The following is a 19,551-nucleotide window of genomic DNA, read 5'->3' as shown; positions in this document are numbered from 1 at the left end:
ATAAGGTACTCGTTTTATTTTAGAATTACTTCGTATGATTGAATAATTTTTGAACCGCTTTACGTTGGGACACTTGAACGGCATGAGAATATATTTCTAAGACCACGCGGGTATCGGCCCAGCCGCCCAAATGCTGTACATCGGATAGCGCAACCCCCAACTGCAGTAGGTTGGTCGCAAAGGAATGCCTAGTGCTATGTACACGAAGATTTTTTGGCAATCCAAGACGTCGGACTGCCGCTTTAAAATTATGTAAGAAATACGAAGGAGAATGATAGGATCCGTCTTTATTGCAAAAAACAAGATTGTCTTTGTTTTTCCATACGGTCGCAGCCTTCTCTTCTTTTTCTTGCAGCTTTTTTTGTTGTTTTAAAAGCTTGCACAAGGACGGATGCAGGGGAATAGTACGGACAGAAGACTTGGTTTTAGGATATTTTTTCAAATGGGGTACGCCATTTATCGAAACCAATACTTGTTGTATATTGATCTGTGAATTTTCAAAGTCGACATGATTCCAAGACAATCCCAAGACTTCGGAGCGCCGGCAGCCGGTATAAAACAACAGCTGATACGCGACATGAAAACGGTGGTTTTTCGTACCTTCCAAGAACTTTGTTTGTTGCTCCAGAGTAAAATGGGCTACCTTAATGGTTTGGACAGGAATAGACTCGGTATCTCGTACTGGGTTTTTATCGATTAGATCATACTTAATCGCAGCTTCCATAGAGGACATGAGTAAGGCCCTGATTTTTTTTATAGTCCATGGAGCTAGTGGATTGCCATTGTTGTTGGCGTATTTCAGTTTGGATTTATTTCCTTCTTTGGCGAGATAGTTTAAAAATTCCTGAACATCTTGCGTGGTGAGAGTATGAATAAATTTAAGACCAAAATAAGGCGCAATGTGCAGTCGAATATATACCCATTGTACTTGTCTTGTCGTAGGGGAGTGCTTTGGCTCCTTATAGTGTTCGTACCAATGCGTAACCCAATCCGCCACCGTCCATAGTGCACGGGTGGCCTTTTTTTGTTTAGGACGATAAGAAATTCTTCTTTTATAAACTGGCAAGATTCGTTTTCACCTCAATACAACAGGCTCTGTGAGCTCTTTTGATTTTGGATATTTCTGCTGTTATCCTAAAAATAGGCGCCAAGATCATCATAAAAAAGGGGTGACCAAGCAGTGTTTTGCAATCAACGAAACGAGTCCTTAAAATTAAGTTGTAAATCAAAATTAAGCCTTAACGGCAAAGGAGGAACCCCTATGACAAATCTTGCGCGCGCATCCTTTAAGGCCATCCGTAAACGTGACGGCCGCCTGGTATCTTTCGATCTTGGAAAGATTACCGAAGCTATTTTCGCCGCAGCTAAAGCTGTTGGCGGAACCAAAAAAGAACTGGCTAAACTGTTGGCTGAAAAGGTGTATTTTCAATTGCAAAGTACCTATCAGCCTGGGCAAATCTTCAGTGTAGAAGATGTCCAAGATGTCGTTGAAAAAGTCCTGATTGAAGAAGGACACGCAGCGACCGCAAAAGCGTACATCTTGTATCGTGCGGAGCGCAACCGTGCACGGACTGCTCAATTAGGCATTATGGATGCCATTGAAAGTAGCCTACAAGAAACTGACCGGGAAAATGCCAATGTAGGCAATTGTTTTTCGGCCAAATTGCTCAAAATTGCTGAAATTGCGAGCAAAGCGTATTACCTCAGCCGGGTTCTGGACCAAGAAGTAGGAGATATGCATGAACGTGGAGATATTCATATCCACGATCTTGCCCATTATTCGACCACGTTGAATTGCTTGCAGGTGCCATTGGGTAAATTGCTTGCAAAGGGGTTTAATAATGGACATGGGTTCATTCGCTCTCCCAAACGGCCCGGATCAGCCGGCGCCTTGGCTGCGATTATTTTGCAAAGCAGCCAAAACGATATGTTCGGCGGACAAAGCTATGCTTTTTTCGATCGGGACATGGCCCCCTATTTTGAAGGAGTCGAGGAAAAAGAATGCTTCCAGGCCATGGAGGCGTTCATTTACAATCTCAACTCCATGCACAGCCGCGCAGGTGCGCAGGTGCCGTTTTCCAGCCTGAACTTAGGTACCGACACTACGCCAGCTGGGCGAATGGTTACCAAGCAAGTGCTGTTGGCCTTTGAAAAAGGATTAGGCCGCGGCGAAAACCCGATTTTCCCCAATATTATTTTTAAACTCAAACATGGGGTTAATTTTGATCCAGGCGATCCCAATTATGATTTATTCCAATTGGCCATGCGCGTGGCCGCTCGGCGTCTCAACCCTACTTTTAGCTTTATGGATTCGTCCTTTAACGCGCCCTATGGCGATCAAGTAGGCTACATGGGCTGCCGGACCCGCGTAATGGGTAATCTTTGCGGACCTGAGGTCACCGACGGTAGAGGAAACCTTCACTTTACGACCATTAACTTGCCTCGCTTGGCGTTAAAAACGCTCCGCGCAGGAGAAGGCATTGAGTCTTTTGAAGCACAACTTCGAAAAGTAATGGCAAAAGTGATCGCGCAGCTATTGCATCGGACTGATCTGCAAGGACGTCAAAAGGTAAAAGACTTGCCGTTTGTAATGGGCCAAGAATTGTATCTTGATTCGGAAAAGCTTTCCGAAGAAGACCCGATTGCTCCGGTATTGCGTCAAGGCACTATTTCTGTCGGCTTTATTGGCCTGGCGGAAACCCTAGTGGCCTTAGTAGGAAAGCACCATGGCGAAAGCGCAGAAGCACAAGAATTGGGAACCAGTATTGTGTCGTTAATGCGCGAAATTTGCGATGAGGCAGCCGAATTATACGGGCTTAACATTACGCTGATTGCGACTCCGGCAGAAGGTTTGTCCGGACGGTTTACCAAGTTGGATCAGAAAGAATTTGGAGTAGTTCCCGGTGTTACGGACCGAGAATACTACACGAATTCCTTTCATGTCCCGGTTCACTACACGATCAGCGCCTATGAGAAGATTCGTATTGAAGGCCCCTATCACAAATTCACTAACGCCGGGCATATCAGCTATGTAGAATTCAGTGCGCCGCCGCTGAACAATCTGAATGCAGTTGAAACACTTTTGCGGCATATGAGCGAGTGCGATTTTGGATACGCCGGTATCAATTTCCCCGTTGATTTTTGCGAAGGCTGCGGGTACACAGGGCTTGTGCAAGACGAATGCCCAAGTTGCGGCGCTACGCAAATTCGCCGGGTTCGCAGAATTACCGGATATCTTTCGACGGAAGAACGGTTTAACTCCGGGAAAGCCGCCGAGCTTCATGATCGGATTGGCCATATATCTTGCGAGCGTTAGTATCATTTAGAAGATAGGGCTATCATGCGTAGCCCTATTCTTCTCTTTGATTACCTATGTATGTGGAGGAACAATTATGCGAGAATTTAAACGCGGCAATGTAAGAGCAAAAAAGTATAATGATTCCAGTAGTGTAGAAGCCTGTATGCAACGTGCTTATAAGTCAGAACAAGAAGGCGCGTATATGGCTGCGATGCAAGAATACCAATTGGCTCTTAGAAACCAACATGTTTCGGAAGCATATCAAGGATTGGCGAAAATCAATTATTTGATTGGAGATTACAATGAAGCGGCCGTGAACTGGCTGCGCTATATTTTCTCGAATGGAGCTACCAAAGAAGTTCTTACTCATTTGGGCCATGCCTTAGTCGATGAAGACAGTAACCCGCTTTACCGAAAAAAATACCTCGCAACGTTAGAACAATCCTCGAATATTGAGCTGACTGACGATCTTAAAACGCATGAAGAATATTGTCGCGCAGCGGCTTTGAATTTTTTAAAAAGCATGAACAAAGAAATAGCCTGGAACCCTTGAAAATAAAGACACACACAAGTTTCATTATATCACGAGGTCGTGAACAAGACGAGCGCTCTTTTGTGTTCGTCTTTTTTTTCTTTTACAATGTAGATGTAAAACAAAATTATGGCTTTAAAGCCAAAGGAGGATTTTATTATGGAAATTGAAAACGGTATGGAAATTGGTGCAGAAACGACGGGTGTTGAAGTGGAATTGGCAGAACAGGATAATATGGAAGTGCAAAGTGTTACGGCAACTGATCCAGAAGAAGGAGCAGAAGAAGCGACACAAAGCATTCCCGAAAATGAAGACCAAGAGACGAATACACCAGAGGCCATTCCCGTAGACCAACTCTTCAAATGTGGGAGTTCTCTGAAACAGTTTTTGAACATGCAGCTCAATGCCCTGCAGAGTATCAAACAGCTTATTCTGTATGATCAGCAGTATGAAGAGAAGCATCCCGGAGAACTTGGCGAATTAGCGGATACCACGGTTTTGGAGGAAATGATCTCCAAACAAGAAGCAGCGTTTGCAGGAATTACTCGCTTGTTGGAACGCCATCAGCCGCGAATGGACGTTCTGGAAGCCGAAGCAAAAGCCTCCCGTCAAAAAGCAGCCGCTTTGAAAACAAAGCGTACCCCTGCTGGCACAAAGGCAGCGACATCGAAACCTGCTCCGACCCCTAAACCAGAAAAGCCTAAAAAAGCTACGGCGCCGGCCATTGACGATCAGGCCTGGGGCACACTGTTTTAGGAAGGAGTGAGGATAATGAATGTTGGAATGCCAATTGTATTTAAGAAACTGTATTCGCTTAATGGAAGCGTAGAAAGATGTGAAAACCAGTTTGCGGACGTCGTACAGTATTATTGTGAGGAGTGTTCGCAAAAATTCGTGGCAAAATGGGATGAGCGAGCCAATCCGATAAATCCATGGATCGCGCGCGGAGATAATGTATATTGCCCATTTTGCGGGAAACACCATAAGAGAGAGGATCAGCTGGTCGTTTCGCCGGGTAAGTTTATTCCTTCGGATTTGCAAATCCAATTGCAAGCATTCAAAGGGAAAGTCAAAGTCATTGTTAAAGCCTCCATCTTTTCATTTGGTAAACAGTTTTCTTATAAAGCAGGAACGGTTCGGGAGGTATTTGATTTTGATGTACTAAACCGGCGTTGTACGTTTAGTAAAGAAACGAGAATATGCGGTTCGGAAGTAACGAAAACGACATTGAATTGCGGACATCCGTTAAACGCCAGCTGGGTTAAAAACTCCGTATTGTGGTATTTGATGTATGGGAGCCGAATCATAAAGGAAAATCGCTCAACATTGGTTTCTTTTAACCGTCTTTTGCGCGAAGAGCTTACAAAGCGAATCATTCAAAGAGACGGTCGGTCTCCTTTAGGTGGCTCTTTATATCATGGGAAATCGTATCGTTTCGGACAATTACTGCTAACAGAGATGGCTAACTATATGGCCCGCGTTATTGTGCCGGAAATGGAAAACCAGGATCGGGTTTTGGCACACGCGTTTGAGAACGAGACAGATCCGTTATGGGACTTTGTTAAAACCGACTCGCTAACCAGCGAAACCTGGGGTTGTGACAGCATTGGCGGATTTTTGAAAGACTGCGGAATCTTAGACACGAAACTAGCGCGGAGTGAAGCCCTACGAAGCCCACGGCTGCTAGAGTATCTTGCGCCGATTTATGAAACGATAAGCAATCCCAATCTTCAGATGCGAATGTACCAAGCAGCAAAATTGAGGTGTTTTTCAAATAAGAAAACGATTTACTCGGTATTTCTGCCTTGGTTATGCCGCGTATATGGGGAAAAAGCGGCCGTTCGGTTTATGGAGACCAAATCAGACTCAGAAATTCAAGATTGTTGCCGCATGATAGCAGATCTACTTCCTCAGACTTTAGAGAAGATCGAAGGAGAGGACCGGCCGCGGTTGCGCGAGTTACATGACCGGTTAGTAGATGTTTTGCGGAAACAGAAGGTCGCAGACTATCTATTTGAAATTCCGGAAGCCATTCAGCGGCGTGTTGCCATGCAGGTAGAATCGTTCCAGTTTATGCTGCCGGAACGGCGGCATGAGCTATTCAATTGGGGGGATTCACTCAATATCTGCGTAGGCTCTGTCAGCGCTTATGGAGAAAATATGGCTAAGGGAAAAACCTTGCTTATTGGTGTTGCGGACGATAAAGGCAAGCTATGCGCGTGCCTTGAGATTGATCAGGCGAAGAGAAGTATTGTTCAGGCCAAAAGGAAGGGGAACAAACCAGTATCCAGCGATACGGTAGTAAATCAAGCGGTACTGGATTGGGCGACAAAATCGGAGTTTTTAATTTCAACGAAAGATGTTGCCGATAGTTCTTCTAATGTCTCTCTAGTCGCAACGGCGTAAGCTGGTCAGAGACTTAAAACAAAAGTATGGCCATTTGGCCTAAGGAGGAATTGAATATGGATTTGGTGAGCAGGAAAAAGGTGCAGCAATTGCTCCTTAATCCTTGCAACTGCGAGGAGTCCCAATTTATGCCCATTGGCATATTCAATGCGGATTTTCATCATTTATACGTATATTCCCCCAAGGAGAAAAACCCGCCCAAAAGGTATTTATATCTTTTAGGCGAGTGCCCTATTTGTGGTGGTGCACAAACGTATAAGCTGGAAATTAAGGCTCCTTTTGGCACTAGGGTTATTGTTGAGGCCGTTCTTCAACTCAGTGAATATACGCGGCATAGGAAGTTGGCTCAACAACTCATATTTTCCCTAGTTCCACCGGAATATGGATTTTTGAAAGAGGCAGCAAACGACCAGTTACGGAAATTTGTTGCTGCAAAAGAGCTGCAATTTGCTTAAAGGAAGACAGCCATCAATATGATGGCTGTCTTTCTACTTTTCAGCTCCGGTTTAGTTATAGTTAAGCTCCGGTTTGGTTATAGTTAGGCTTCTATTGCGCGGAAATACTGGGTAAAGGCTATTTTGTTATTTGCTTTCTTTACCCTTAAAAGTAAAGATGCAGCCTTAAAAACAGCGGTTTTTATAGAAAACAGGCTTTTTATCTATAACCAAACCGGAGTACTTTTTAAAACAGGATAACTCTATGCTCAGCCTGGAAGGTCTTTTCTGGCATTTTTATTTATGATATGATAAAAACGCAAACTAGAATCTTTCCTACGGGAAAGAGAGCCTAAGGCTCAATGGAGGAATTATAAGAGCAAAAAGATCTTCAGCTGCGTTGAAGGTCTTTTTGTGTTATATGGAGGCAAACAGCTAGAGGCATCTCTGGCTTTCTTTTTTTATACGGCGCTCTTTTGCATCACCTAAAATTAAACCATACAATAAGAGTGTAATTTAAAATTATGCCAATTAGGCGAAGGAGGATTTTATTATGATAACTAAGGAGGTTGTGCAACGACCACGCAAGATTCTGTCGGTGCATTCTCAAAGCAAAGTTTGTGCCGAATGCGGATTGCATTTTTTGCCATCCGTAACGTCTGCCTATTGCCCTCAATGTGGTGCAAGGCGCCGTGCTAGAACACAGTATGTTCCTATCCCTGCGTGCAGAGAATTGCCGTGTGAATGCGGAGCGACCGTGTATTTGGTAAATAATAAGGAATCTGTTCGTTGTACCTGCGGCCGGGAGTATTCCCGAACCGGAGAGTTACTGCAAATGACTGCAGCTTACTAAATCCAAAAGGTCGCTACACTGTGTAGCGGCCTTCCGTCGTCTTTTGGCATATTCACGAATTCATGAATCAAAAAGATGTGTCTTTGGCACAAAGGAGGATTACTATGTTAGCCGATTTATTTCTATTTGGCAGTATGCCACTGTTCCAACACTCATATGTTGACCCATCATCGCCATTTACATCTATGCCGGCAGAGATGCTGGCGGCTTTAGCCAAATCACTTCCTAAAACAAACACTCGCAGGTTGTCGTCTAGGCCGGTAGAAGCTATTCCGGTTTTTAAAGCGCCTCTGGCGCCGCTGCGGCAGCTGGATCATTTCTTTTTCTCGCCGTTCCAATCGGTGGAGGTAAAGAATCAAGAAGAGCAATGGGAAGCGAATATGGCGGCCTTGGAGCTACTGAAAACTCTTCAGGGGAGTCAACAAAAACCAACGGAAGAGGAAAAGGCGATCTTGGCTCGGTATAGTGGTTGGGGCGGGTTAGCGGAGGTATTTCTTCGGCATTACCGACCAGAAAAGCAGATCAAGTGGCATCCTCGCAGAGAGCGGCTGGAAAAGCTGGTTTCAGCCCAGGAGTTGGAGATTCTTCGTTCGTCGGTTCTAACCTCGTTTTATACCCCCGTATGGTTGATTCGCTTATTATGGCAAGCGGTGGAGCAAATGGGGTTTTCGGGCGGCAGGGTTTTGGATCCCTCCATGGGAACGGGGCGGTTCTTCGGCAGTATGCCGGAACCGTTGGTGCGAAACAGCCAGCTTACAGGCATTGAGATTGATCCAGTTAGCCTTTCTATTGCTCAATACCTCTATCCAGAAGCAGTTACTCGGCAGTCCGGTTTCGAAACGGAAAAACTGCCAAATGAATATTTCGACCTGGCCATAACCAATTTACCCTTTGGCGATATTCGCGTGTTTGATGCGGAGTATAAAAAGCAGAATGTGTATATTCACAATCATTTTGCGATCAAAGCATTAGACAAGGTTCGCCCGGGAGGGTTGGGAGTTTTTATCACTAGCGTAGGGACGATGCAATCAACTGAAGAAGGAAGAACGGCAAGGAAACTATTGTCCTCGCGGGCGGACTTGTTGGGAGCCATGCGGCTGCCGCAAGGAACCTTTAACTCGGCAGGAACATCTACGGCTGCGGATATCTTATTTTTTCGTAAGCGAAAAGAAAATGATGCGCCAGTGGATGATTCTTGGACCGAAACGGTATTTACCGGCTTTAAGCCTGCGTTTATGAAAGCGCCGTTGTCGATTAGTTCCTACTATGATAAGAATCCTTCTAATCAAATCGGCATTATGGCATTAGACGGTCAGTATGGCAACCGCCTGACGTTATTACCGGATTCCCAAAAAGATATTCAAGCGGAAGCCAAGCGTCTGATTGACTTACTGCCAGCCGATGGCTATTGGCCAAATGGGAAACGCAAGGAAAAGCCTAAAAAGGTTCAAAAGCAACTTGGTTCGTATCAGGTTGTGAAAGGTGAGTTGGTGCAAGTCTTAGGGGACGGAAATACAATCCCCTTTGAAGGTTCAGAAGATCAAAAGCAGCGCGTGCTAGGACAGATCAAAATCAGAAATGCTGCCAAAAAGTTATTTTATATGCAACGGCAGCTTAGCAATGATATGGAACTAAAACCATATCAGCGCCAGCTAACTGAAGTATATGAAGACTTCGTGGGGTATTTTGGATTCTTGTCCCAGCGGCAAAACCGGCGAGCCTTTGCTGTCGATCCGGACGCGGGCATGTTGTTGGCTTTAGAAGAGCCTGGCCCTTCAGCGGCAGAACCTTTTCAAAAGGCAGCTATTTTCACTAGACGCACAATTTGGCCGGAGCTGGTTATTGATAAGACTCTTTCGCCTATAGATGCGTTATCGGTGTGCTTGCATGAAAAAGGGGAGGTTTGCCTGGAACGGATTGCGTCATTAACGCAACTTACGGTGGCGCAAATTCAAACCGAGCTAGGCGGCCGAATTTATCGAAATCCCGCGACAAGAGAGTGGGAGACAGCCGAACAGTACCTATATGGGGATGTTAAAACAAAGCTTGCGGTAGCGCAAAAAGCTGCAGAAGACGAGCCGGCGTATAGCGACAATGTGAAAGCATTGGAAGCGGTTCAACCAGAGGATGTCTCGTATGACCTAATCGATGCTCGCTTGGGCGCCCCATGGATTCCCGAATCAGTAATTGAAGATTTCATCGATTACCTTTTGGATGAAAGAAAGGTGGCCACGGTGCGGTACATGAGTAAATGCGCCGAGTGGAAAATAGAGTACGCAAAATCCTTCTCTTATTCAAGCGCAGCCAATGTTCAGGTATGGGGAACATCTAGAAAACCGGCTTCGGAGCTAATGGACTATGCACTCAACCAACGCCTGGTGGAAGTCAAAGACATGGTAGTAGACCCGCTTAGCGGTCGTGAAAAATCCGTAGTAAACCATCGTGAAACTCTCATGGCCCGGCATATGGTTGAAAAACTGAAAGACGCCTTTAAAACATGGATCTGGGAGGATGATACCCGCCGTAGTCAATTAGCGGAATTGTATAATGCCAAGTATAACTATATGCGATTACGCAGCTACGACGGCTCCCATATGCTCTTTCCAGGACTCAACCAAAGCATTACCCTTCGGTCCCATCAAAAAGACGCTATATGGCGTATTTTGCAAGAACCTACTGTCCTTTTAGGGCATCAGGTTGGAGCGGGGAAGACCTTGGTAATGCAAGCGGCCGGTATGGAGTTAAGACGAGTTGGTATGGCTCAAAAACCATGCTATTGCATTCCGACTTTCAATTTTGAAGACTTTGTGCAAAAGTTCCGGGATGCGTATCCAGAAGCAAGATTATTGGTATTGAAGGCAGAAGACCTGCCAGGTTTATCCGGGGTAAAAAAGTTTGCTGAAACACAACAAGAATATGACCAGCGGTGTCTTGAAAATCGCGCTTTACGGTACGGGAAATTGTACCGTATCATTGCCGGAGATTGGGATGGCGTAATCATTAGCCATGAACTGTTCCGCCGGCTGGCTGTATCCGAAGAATTAGAGCGCGAATTTATCATGATGCAGGTTCATGACTTGGAGTGCTGCATTTTAGAAGCGGAAGGTTCAGAAGAACGGTTTGATAAACGAATGCTTAAGTCCTTGGAAAAGCGGAAAATGAATCTGCTGGCTCGTTTAGAAGCACAACTGGACGCAGAAAAGCGAGACATTGGCATTCCTTTTGAAGAACTGGGTATTGATGCACTTTTCGTTGATGAATCAGATCTGTTTAAAAATCTTGCGTTTCCAACCAAAATGAGTCGGGTGGCTGGTGTGCAAAATTCCGGCAGTGAGCGGGCCATGGATTTATTCATGAAAGTTCGTTGGCTGTGCCGGGAAGGAAGAAAAGTAGTATTTGCCACAGGTACGCCAATCTCCAATACGGTAGCGGAAATGTTCACATTGAAACGCTATTTGTATTATGAGGAAATGCAAAAACGCGGCCTGGCTTGTTTTGATGCCTGGGCGGCCACGTTTGGGGAAGTTATCAATTCCTTGGAACGTTCTCCAGACGGACAAAGCTGGAGAACCGTCAGCCGGTTTGCCAATTTTATCAATGTCCCTGAAATGATCAGCATGTTTCGGAATTTCGCAGATATCAAAATGGAGAAGGATCTAAACTTGCCGAAGCCGACTCTTGAAACCGGCAGCCGCATAGTAGTCACCATTAACCCTTCGCCAGAACTTCGACAATATGTTGAAAAAGACATTATGGAACGCGTAGAGAAAATCCGTAATGGCTCTGTGAAACCGGAAGAAGATAATATGCTGAAAGTAACAGGGGATATGCGCAAGGCTTCCTTGGATATTCGGCTGGTACTTCCAGGAGCAAAGGTGGAAGGCGCTGAATGCAGCAAGATTGACCGTTTGGTTGAGATTGTTAAGGAGAACTGGGAGTTAACCGCAGCGGAAAAAGGAGCGCAAGCTATCTTTTGCGATATCTCAGTACCCAAGCCCGGCGCTGCTAAACCAACTCTTACCGAATCAGCAAACGAAGAGGATACAGAACAGCAAGATATTGTTGTGTATGAGGACATTTATCGAAAGCTGGTTAAGGCCGGTATTCCACAAGAAGAGATCGTCTTTGTGCATAGTGCAAAAACGGCAGCCAAAAAGCAAGAGCTGTTTAAGAAGCTCAATGAAGGGATTTACCGGGTGATTATCGGCTCTACGGGTAAGATGGGAGCCGGCGCTAATTATCAAGATCGGTTATATGCCGAGCACCATTTAGATTGCCCCTGGCGCCCGCGAGATATCGAGCAGCGCGAAGGCCGTATATTGCGGCAGGGCAATCGTTTTAAAGAAGTTCGCATATATGCCTATGTTACCGAACAGAGTGCGGACGGGTGGCTCTGGCAGACCGTAAAAGGAAAAGCGCGATTCATTGCCCAAGCGCTGTGCGGTGATTTAACGCAGCGCACCTTAGCCGATATGGAGCAGACTGTATTAGGCTTTGCCGAGATTGAAGCCTTGGCAACGGGAAATCCAATGATACTTGAAAAGTTTCAAGTAGAAGGGGATATTGAACGGCTACAAGCCTTGAAATCAAAGTGGATCAATGACCGCTTTAGAATGCGTGATGGCCTATTGGATATACCAAAACATATTGAGTCCCTAGAGCGGAAAATTGCCGGGTATCAAAGTGATATTGCTAATCGAATTCCTACGAAAGGGGATACGTTTAGCATTGAGCTGGGTGGCGTTGTTTATACGAGCCGTACGGACGCGCAGAGCGTTCTAAACAAGTGGTATGAGCAAAACGCTACTAAATACCTGCAAAAAGTTTTGGAAGAGTCTATAGGCACGTTCGCCGGTTTTGAGGTGCGGGCGGGTGTTCGCTGGTTCTTTGAAAAGGCGGACTACTATTTAGAAGTGGTTGGATCACATCGATATCCTGCAGGTCCGTCCATTGCCAGTTTAGAGCGAGCAATTGCTCATCGACCGGAAGAAAGGCTTGAAGAAACCAAGACAAAGTTGAAACAGGCACGCGCCAAGTTGGCGGTATACCAAAATTGTTCGACTGATTCTTTTGAACAAGAAGAAGAATTAGAACGAGCTAAAAAACGGTTAGCTGAAATTGAAGCAGTTCTAGGAATCAATCAAACAGCTAATCAAGCATCATAAAGAAAAAGCACCCGAGTAACATCGGGTGCTTTTTCTTGTTCATTCTGATTCAATATAGAATAAGCAGTTGTTGTACTAATTCATACAATGAATCAGACCAGAATAATTGAATAAAGGCTGCTAAGGCTAATGATGGAACAAAGGGCATTCGCAAACCGGAAATGGACGTTCTGCAGATTAAATAAATAGACAAGGCAAGTAGCCCAAAAAGAATCATGCCTGTATAAAATGCGAGCAGCACATGGAAGGGGCCTAAAAAAACACCAATCATTAGGGAGGCGGTAATATCTCCCGAACCAAATGATGGTTCGTCATACCCACGTAGGCGCGACCAAATCAACCCAAAAGCGTAGACTGCAAAGGATACTCCTACTCCCGCCCCGGCGCCCCATAAAGCGTCACTAAGGTTACCTGATAACCATTGAGTAGCAATCCCCCAGATAACCCCAACGATGATGATTCGATCATCTACGATTTGCGCGGATAAATCCATTGCACTCAAAACTACTAACAAAAAGGAAAACCCAAGATATAAAAGTAGTTCGATAGAGAGACCAAAATACAGCGCTCCTCCACACCAAAGAGCAGACATTAAACCTTCGATAAATGGATACTGCAGCGAAATATGCGCTCCACAGTAGCGGCATTTCCCTCGCAAAAAGATATAGCTAAGAATGGGAATTAAATCAAGTGGACCTAATGTATGCTGACAGATAGGACAATGACTCCGGCCGTTAATGGACTTGTCTTCAAGCAGCCTCAGAATAATCACATTAGCAAAACTACCCCAAAGCAACCCCATGAAGCCAAGAAACCAAGGGGAAGACAAGATGGAAAGAATTACATCAATGTTCATTTGTCCCGGACGATACAAGCGATTCGTCCGCTACACCTCCTTTGATTGTTTGTTTTTTTGTTTGTTTGTTTCGTGCGATTGTGGCTTCAATATGTCCGCAATAAATACATTTCATGGAATCATGAGAAAAAACGTGACCATAGAGATTACAAACTTCCATTGGTTTCATGAGTGCCTCCTAAAAGTCGGTGAGTTCAATGGAGAAGGTCAATTTTGACAGGTATGCTTGCTTGCCTTTAAATTGGCCCAGGCTTTCCCATTGAAGAAAATTAACGGTTTTGAAACGAGAGGTAATGTTGGTAATGATGCGTTCTCGATTGGCATCGCAGTCAATGAGTCTGCTGGTGCAGGCACTCTGGATTTCTTCCGTTGAAAGCTCTGGGACGTTGAGGCATAAACAAGAATCCGTATGTTCGGAAGTAGGATCCAATTCCATGGAAGCAATTACAGTGATATCCCCAAAGCCAGTAAAACGGATATTTATGTCCGAATCAGTAAAGCCTAAATACTGCCAGAACTTGCGTATTTCTTCTGAAATTTCTCCCATACGTTGAACTAACGTTTCCGATGTGAGCGGTGTTGGCGCCGCCGATGGCGTTTCTATATTAAATTGGGTCATCAACTCTAAAAAATTTTGATACGTAAGCTGAGCAAGCGGACTAAGTTGCTCAACAGAGCAATTCGTGTTTTCCATCATCTGTGCAAGTGATTGAAGAGAAGAGGATAAGGTTCTTGCTAATTGAACTGAGCGTGCTGATTGTTCCATAATCAATCTCCTTTATATGTGAGTTCCTTTCTTTTAGTATACGGAGGAAAGATAAAAAAAAGCGCCAACCGGCGCAAGGAGGGAAAGATATTTGAAAAATATTCGTATACTACAAATAGAAGGTGTTTTAGAAAATACAGAAAGGAGTCCTAGACTATGTTTGATATGCTGACTCCTCCCGCTAGTGAAGAATCAGAACGAGCAATCCTTGGGTGCATATTCAAAGAGACTGCACTGGTTATGGTGGCAATGAAGCATTTAAATAAGGAAGACTTCTATACCTTGGCGCATCAACACATTTTTCATGCCATGTTGGAAGTAGTTGACGCTGATAAAACCATAGACTTGATTACAGTGATCGAACAATTAAAAAATGAAAACCACCTGGAAGCAGCCGGGGGGATAAAGTACATAACCGGCTTGGCGGATGTAATGAATCTTTATCACAACATAGAAGAGTATTGTGCCATTGTAAAAGAGCACTCAATTCGTCGAAAGCTGCTTTATTTAATAATGGATTGTTATAAGGACTTTCAGAATGAAGAGCCATTAGCTACGGTGATAAGCCGCTTATATCACGGCATTAGGATTGCCGAAGCAAACGACGAACAAAAGGCATTATATACACCTAAAACACTTCTTTCGCGGTGTATGAACGAACTGAAGCACGCTGCGGTGCCCAATGCAACCCCTGCCGGATTATCAACCGGTTTACCGTCGCTAGATGAGCTTGTGAGAGGAATTCAAAAAAAGCAAGTCATCCTGATCGCTGCCAGGCCCGGGCATTGCAAGACCACTTTAGCTCTTTCTATTTTGGGAAATGTTGTATTAAAAGAGCAGCAGCCGGCCATTCTATTTAGCCCTAGTGTACCGGCAACGCCGTTGTTTACCCGAATGATTATGGCAGAAGCAGGAGTGGCTTACGATGATCTTTACGGCTGGACGGATCAGGAAATCGAAAAATGCTTTGCAAGAACTGTGGAACAATTTTCAACAGCTCCACTATATATTGATGATCGCCCGTATCTGAGCGGTGAAGATATAAAAAATACAGTACGCCAAGTTCGCAGTAAAGGCGAAACCGTTTCTCTGATCGTCATTGATTATCTTCAAATGATGGCTGAAATGGATATGAGTGTCCTTCGGCAGATTGCCCGGGATATGGATGTAGCAGTCATTGTGGTGTACCAACTGGGAAGAAGTATAGACCAGCGCCACAACAAAAGGCCGCTTCGCAGCGATTTGAAAGAAAATGATTCTCTAGAAGCCGCAGATATCATTTTGCTTCTCTATAGGGAAGCTTGTTATTATCCAGATGTTCTAAATGGAGAAAACCTGGATGTGGTGGAAATAATGCTAACCAAACACCCAAACGGGCCATTGGGAACCAAAGCAGTGCAATTTGATGAACGATATGGGCAAATTAAAGAAATTGAACAAGGAGAATTTTATCGATAATTGATGATTCAAATTTAGCAAGACGAATCCGTACACATTAGAGGAGGGTTACATTATGAAAAACGTTATTGTGAAAGCTGGACAAATCTATTCGTACAAAAACGGGACGGTACAGCGGCAAGTGCTTGAAGTGACGGAAAAGAAAATTGTTTATGAAATTGTCGCAGGCCACGCTAGTGCCATTGGGAAAACAGATGCAAGCGATCCTAAGCGATTTCTTGTGGGAGCGGAGCTTGTTGCCGCTAAAATTACAGCATAAGCAGCGCAAAGGGGATGCATTCGAGTGTCAACTTTAGTGATAGTAGAAAGTCCAGCAAAATGTAAGACCATCGGCAAGTATTTGGGGAAAGAGTATGTCGTAAAAGCGTCAATGGGGCATGTTCGGGATTTGCCACCTAAAGAGTTGGGGGTTGATGTTGCAGACAATTATGCTCTTCAATACGTTACAATCCCAACCAAAAAAAATACCGTTGATTCTTTAAAAAGAGAGATGGCCAAACATGCCAATGTTCTCTTAGCCAGTGATGAAGATAGAGAAGGAGAAGCCATTGCATGGCATTTATCCAAAATCCTTGGCGTAAATCCCTCTTCCCAGTGCCGTGTGACTTTTAATGCCATTACGCAAAAAGGAATACAACAAGGATTACAAAATGTTCGCTCCATCTATATGGAGAAAGTAGATTCGCAGCAAGCACGTCGTGCCGTGGATCGGCTGGTAGGCTTCAAGGTGAGCCCGGCAGCCAGTAGGGCCTTGAAGAACTTTCGACTTTCAGCCGGGCGGGTTCAATCTGCCTTGCTACGCATTATGGTTGATCGGCAAAAAGCTATTGAAGCTTTCGTTAAGGAAGAAAGTTGGGAAATTAAAGTTAAAACTCAAACAGGAACGGGAAATGAGCTTTGGCTTAAATTTTGCCCATCATCACCTATTAAAACAGAAGCCCTAGCTGATAATTGCTTGGCCTACCTCCAGGAGCAATCATTTTTAGTTTCTGATATTGAAAAGAGGACAATGCAAAAGAAGCCGGCGCCGCCGTTTACTACATCTACTTTTCAACAAGCAGCTGCCACGCGATTAAAATTGAATCAGTCTAAAGCAATGAAAATTGCGCAAGAGTTGTACGAGGGGATTAACATTGATGGTTCTCCTACAGGCTTAATCACGTACATGAGAACGGATTCGGTCCGTATTTCTCCAGAAGCACAACAAGAAGCAAGGACATTTATTCTAGGTCACTTTGGGTTAGAAAAGAGATATTTGCCTGAAAATGCACCAGAATACAAAACCAAAAAGGACAATGTGCAAGACGCTCATGAAGCGATACGCCCAGCCGATCTTTCTAAAACACCAGATAGTTTGAAAGGAAAGTTACCGGATGAAGCCTGGCAAGTGTATGACATGATTTATAAGCGTTTTATAGCGAGTCAAATGGCACCGGCCATTTATGATGTTGTTTCAGTTACCGTTACTGCTGGCAAGGCAAATCTTAAAGCCTCAGGTTCAACAGAAAAATTTGATGGGTTTAAAGTTCTATGGGCAGAAGAAAAAGAAGAGAGTGCAGAAAAGGAAGAAGAAATTATCCCAGAGTTGCACTTGAATGAAGCATTAACCTGCCTAGAAGCAACCAAGCGGCAAGTCTTTACAAAACCTCCTGCTCGTTTTACTGAAGCCAGCTTGGTTAAGGAAATGGAAACGTCCGGGATTGGTAGACCAAGCACCTATGCTTCAACGGTTGAACTATTAAAGCGACGGGAGTATATCGTTTTAAAAAAGAAACAATACTTTGTGACTGATTTAGGTATTCAATTGGATCAATATTTACGGAGTCAATTTCAATCAGTGACTAGTGTTGAATTTACTTCGCAACTTGAAAATGAACTGGATATGATCTCTGTAAAAGAAAAAAGTTATAAGGATGTTGTGGGGAGTGTTTATCAACCACTAAAGGCGATCTTGAATCAAATGGGTATTAGCGATGAACGAACCGTAAAGCCTGCTCCAGAAAAAACGGGCGGCAAATGTCCTTTATGTGGGAAGGATTTATTGTGGAGAAACGGCCAAAATCATCGTTTTATCGGCTGTAGTGGATTTCCTAAATGCAGATTTACTTCAGCTGATCCAAGTGATCCCGTTAAAACTTGCCCGTCTTGTGGGAAGCCTATGCGAAAGATTAACGGACCCAAAGGACTATTCTGGGGGTGTAGCGGATATCCTGAATGTCGGCATAATGAAAAGGTCTAAGGGGAAGGCGCGAAGGTGCCTTCCCCTTGCTCTTTTTGAAAATTAAATTGTTCATGATAGCTAAAGTCATAAATTAAAATGTTCAGCATTTGCTGAGAGGAGGAATTCTATATGAATGGTGCGGAAAACGAAATTATCGATTTGAATGAGGAAGAATTTCTCAGAAAAGCGGAGATTGCAATTTTTGAGACTCATTATCCGCGCAATTAAAAATAGCCCTATGATGATTTGAATTCAAATATCATCATAGGGTTATTTTTTTATGCTCTACCATCGAAAACAAAATTTATCCGTATACTAAAAATAAGAGGATAATTTTTAAAGGTTGATTGTAAAATGAAGTTGAACACTTAAGAAAAAAGTCCATGGTGACTTTTCCTCGTATGGTAGAATGGAGTTCTCACACAACCATCACCAACGAGGAGGCAATCACTATGGACTGCCATGATTATATCATACAAGAGCCAGAACGCAAGCGCGGCCAGCACTTAGGGAAAGAAGAACGAGGTGCTATTCAGCACCTAAATAAGCAGGGCTATTCATTACGCAAGATCGCTCAAGCCATCAATTGCTCGCCAAGTACGGTTATGAACGAGCTGCGCCGGGGAACGCCGCTGCGCAAAAGCAACAGAGGTCGTGCGCCTGAATACAACGCTAAACGAGGTCATGCGGTCTACAAGGCTAACCGAACACGCTGCAAGAAAAGGCATCGTATAGTGGAGTGCTCGGCCTTTGTTAAATGGCTAGTAAAAATGGTTCGCAGCCATACGTGGTCCATAGATGCTTGTGTAGGCCATGCAAAGCTTCATAACAAATTCCCTAAAGAGCAGCTGGTGTGTACCAAAACGCTATACAACGAACTGGCATCCGGCAACTTGCCTCTATCACTTTTTGACGTGCCGGAATTGCTTAAACGCAAGCGCAGAAAGGTCAAAAGCCATGAACATAAACGCCTGAAAGGCCGTAGCATCGATGAGCGCCCCGCTATTGTTGCGGAACGCACCGAGTTAGGACATTGGGAAGCCGACACAGTGGTCGGCCTGCGCAATGGCAAGGAAGCTGTCGTTTTGACACTGATCGAACGCGTCACAGACCATTATCTTGCCATTCACATTCCCGGAAAAACAAGCGTGGCCGTGATGAATGCCATGAGGCAACTATACAGTGAATATGGCAACCAGTTCAGTACTATCTTCAAAACAATCACCACCGACAACGGTTCTGAATTTGAAGACTTTGCAGACGTTCAGCAATGGGGCACGAAAGTTTTCTTTGCTCATCCTTACTCGTCTTGGGAGAGAGCCATAAACGAAAGGCATAACGGTCTCTTGCGCAGGTACATTCCCAAAGGCACGTCTATAGAGAGGTATACTCCCGAAGAGGTGAAGGGCTTTGCTGATGAAATAAACGCTCTTCCACGCAAGCGCCTCGGTTATCGAACTCCAGACGACCTTTTCGAAGACTTTCTTGACTCTATTTATGCTGCTTAATTTAAACTACTGTTCTACTTTACCAAAGTGTTCAACTTGCACTTGCAATTTGCG

At 44.4% G+C, this 19,551-nt stretch carries 14 protein-coding genes; 10 read left to right on the top strand and 4 right to left on the bottom strand.

From position 1 onward, the window contains the following. Window positions 1-25: 25 nt before the first annotated feature. Window positions 26-1,066 (bottom strand): tyrosine-type recombinase/integrase, encoded by a 1,041-nt coding sequence (locus tag C508_RS0116205; RefSeq protein WP_018704622.1) that lies wholly within the window; start codon window positions 1,064-1,066, stop codon window positions 26-28. Window positions 1,067-1,261: 195 nt separating this feature from the next. On the opposite strand from C508_RS0116205, the gene nrdD reads away from it, so the two are divergent. From nrdD to C508_RS18980, 6 genes are all read left to right on the top strand, one after another. Continuing rightward, window positions 1,262-3,316 carry an anaerobic ribonucleoside-triphosphate reductase gene (gene nrdD / locus C508_RS0116200; protein ID WP_018704621.1) on the top strand — a complete coding sequence of 685 codons (2,055 nt, stop codon included), beginning with the start codon at window positions 1,262-1,264 and terminating at the stop codon, window positions 3,314-3,316. A 76-nt stretch (window positions 3,317-3,392) separates the two neighbouring features. Next, window positions 3,393-3,851: a hypothetical protein gene (locus C508_RS0116195; RefSeq protein ID WP_018704620.1), complete on the top strand. Its 459-nt coding sequence runs from the start codon at window positions 3,393-3,395 to the stop codon at window positions 3,849-3,851. Window positions 3,852-3,989: 138 nt separating this feature from the next. Beyond that, window positions 3,990-4,586 (top strand): hypothetical protein, encoded by a 597-nt coding sequence (locus C508_RS0116190; RefSeq protein WP_018704619.1) that lies wholly within the window; start codon window positions 3,990-3,992, stop codon window positions 4,584-4,586. 138 nt (window positions 4,587-4,724) lie between these two features. Then, a complete protein-coding gene (locus C508_RS0116185; protein WP_169342536.1) occupies window positions 4,725-6,236 on the top strand; it encodes a PcfJ domain-containing protein in 1,512 nt (503 codons plus the stop codon). 56 nt (window positions 6,237-6,292) lie between these two features. Then, entirely contained in the window at window positions 6,293-6,691 is a 399-nt protein-coding gene (locus C508_RS0116180) for a hypothetical protein (RefSeq protein ID WP_018704617.1), read from the top strand. A gap of 936 nt (window positions 6,692-7,627) precedes the next feature. Beyond that, window positions 7,628-12,688, top strand: coding sequence for a helicase-like domain-containing protein (locus tag C508_RS18980; RefSeq protein WP_018704616.1), 5,061 nt, complete (start codon window positions 7,628-7,630; stop codon window positions 12,686-12,688). Window positions 12,689-12,737: 49 nt separating this feature from the next. Here C508_RS18980 and C508_RS19670 read toward each other — a convergent pair whose 3' ends face one another. Genes C508_RS19670 through C508_RS0116160 form a run of 3 tightly spaced genes read right to left on the bottom strand, consistent with a single transcriptional unit; the run spans window position 12,738 to window position 14,310 of the window. Next, window positions 12,738-13,544, bottom strand: a complete 807-nt coding sequence (locus tag C508_RS19670; RefSeq protein WP_156817659.1) for a prepilin peptidase — start codon at window positions 13,542-13,544, stop codon at window positions 12,738-12,740. Next, a complete protein-coding gene (locus tag C508_RS0116165) occupies window positions 13,534-13,713 on the bottom strand; it encodes a hypothetical protein (protein WP_018704614.1) in 180 nt (59 codons plus the stop codon). The genes C508_RS19670 and C508_RS0116165 overlap by 11 nt, the downstream gene beginning before the upstream one ends. Before the next feature lie 9 nt (window positions 13,714-13,722). Then, window positions 13,723-14,310 carry a hypothetical protein gene (locus C508_RS0116160; protein WP_018704613.1) on the bottom strand — a complete coding sequence of 196 codons (588 nt, stop codon included), beginning with the start codon at window positions 14,308-14,310 and terminating at the stop codon, window positions 13,723-13,725. A 156-nt stretch (window positions 14,311-14,466) separates the two neighbouring features. Between C508_RS0116160 and C508_RS0116155 the strand changes: the two genes are divergently transcribed. From C508_RS0116155 to C508_RS0116135, 4 genes are all read left to right on the top strand, one after another. Further along, window positions 14,467-15,768 carry a replicative DNA helicase gene (locus C508_RS0116155; RefSeq protein WP_018704612.1) on the top strand — a complete coding sequence of 434 codons (1,302 nt, stop codon included), beginning with the start codon at window positions 14,467-14,469 and terminating at the stop codon, window positions 15,766-15,768. Between the two features lie 55 nt (window positions 15,769-15,823). Beyond that, a complete protein-coding gene (locus C508_RS0116150; RefSeq protein ID WP_018704611.1) occupies window positions 15,824-16,027 on the top strand; it encodes a hypothetical protein in 204 nt (67 codons plus the stop codon). Window positions 16,028-16,051: 24 nt separating this feature from the next. Then, window positions 16,052-18,007 (top strand): type I DNA topoisomerase, encoded by a 1,956-nt coding sequence (topA, locus tag C508_RS18970; RefSeq protein WP_018704610.1) that lies wholly within the window; start codon window positions 16,052-16,054, stop codon window positions 18,005-18,007. A gap of 434 nt (window positions 18,008-18,441) precedes the next feature. Beyond that, window positions 18,442-19,497, top strand: coding sequence for an IS30 family transposase (locus C508_RS0116135; RefSeq protein ID WP_018703490.1), 1,056 nt, complete (start codon window positions 18,442-18,444; stop codon window positions 19,495-19,497). The last annotated feature ends 54 nt before the right edge of the window (window positions 19,498-19,551 follow it).

Origin of the sequence: Anaeromusa acidaminophila DSM 3853 (genome assembly GCF_000374545.1) — a bacterium.
In the GTDB taxonomy this organism is placed as follows: domain Bacteria; phylum Bacillota; class Negativicutes; order Anaeromusales; family Anaeromusaceae; genus Anaeromusa; species Anaeromusa acidaminophila.
This window is presented reverse-complemented; position numbering and strand designations above follow the sequence as displayed.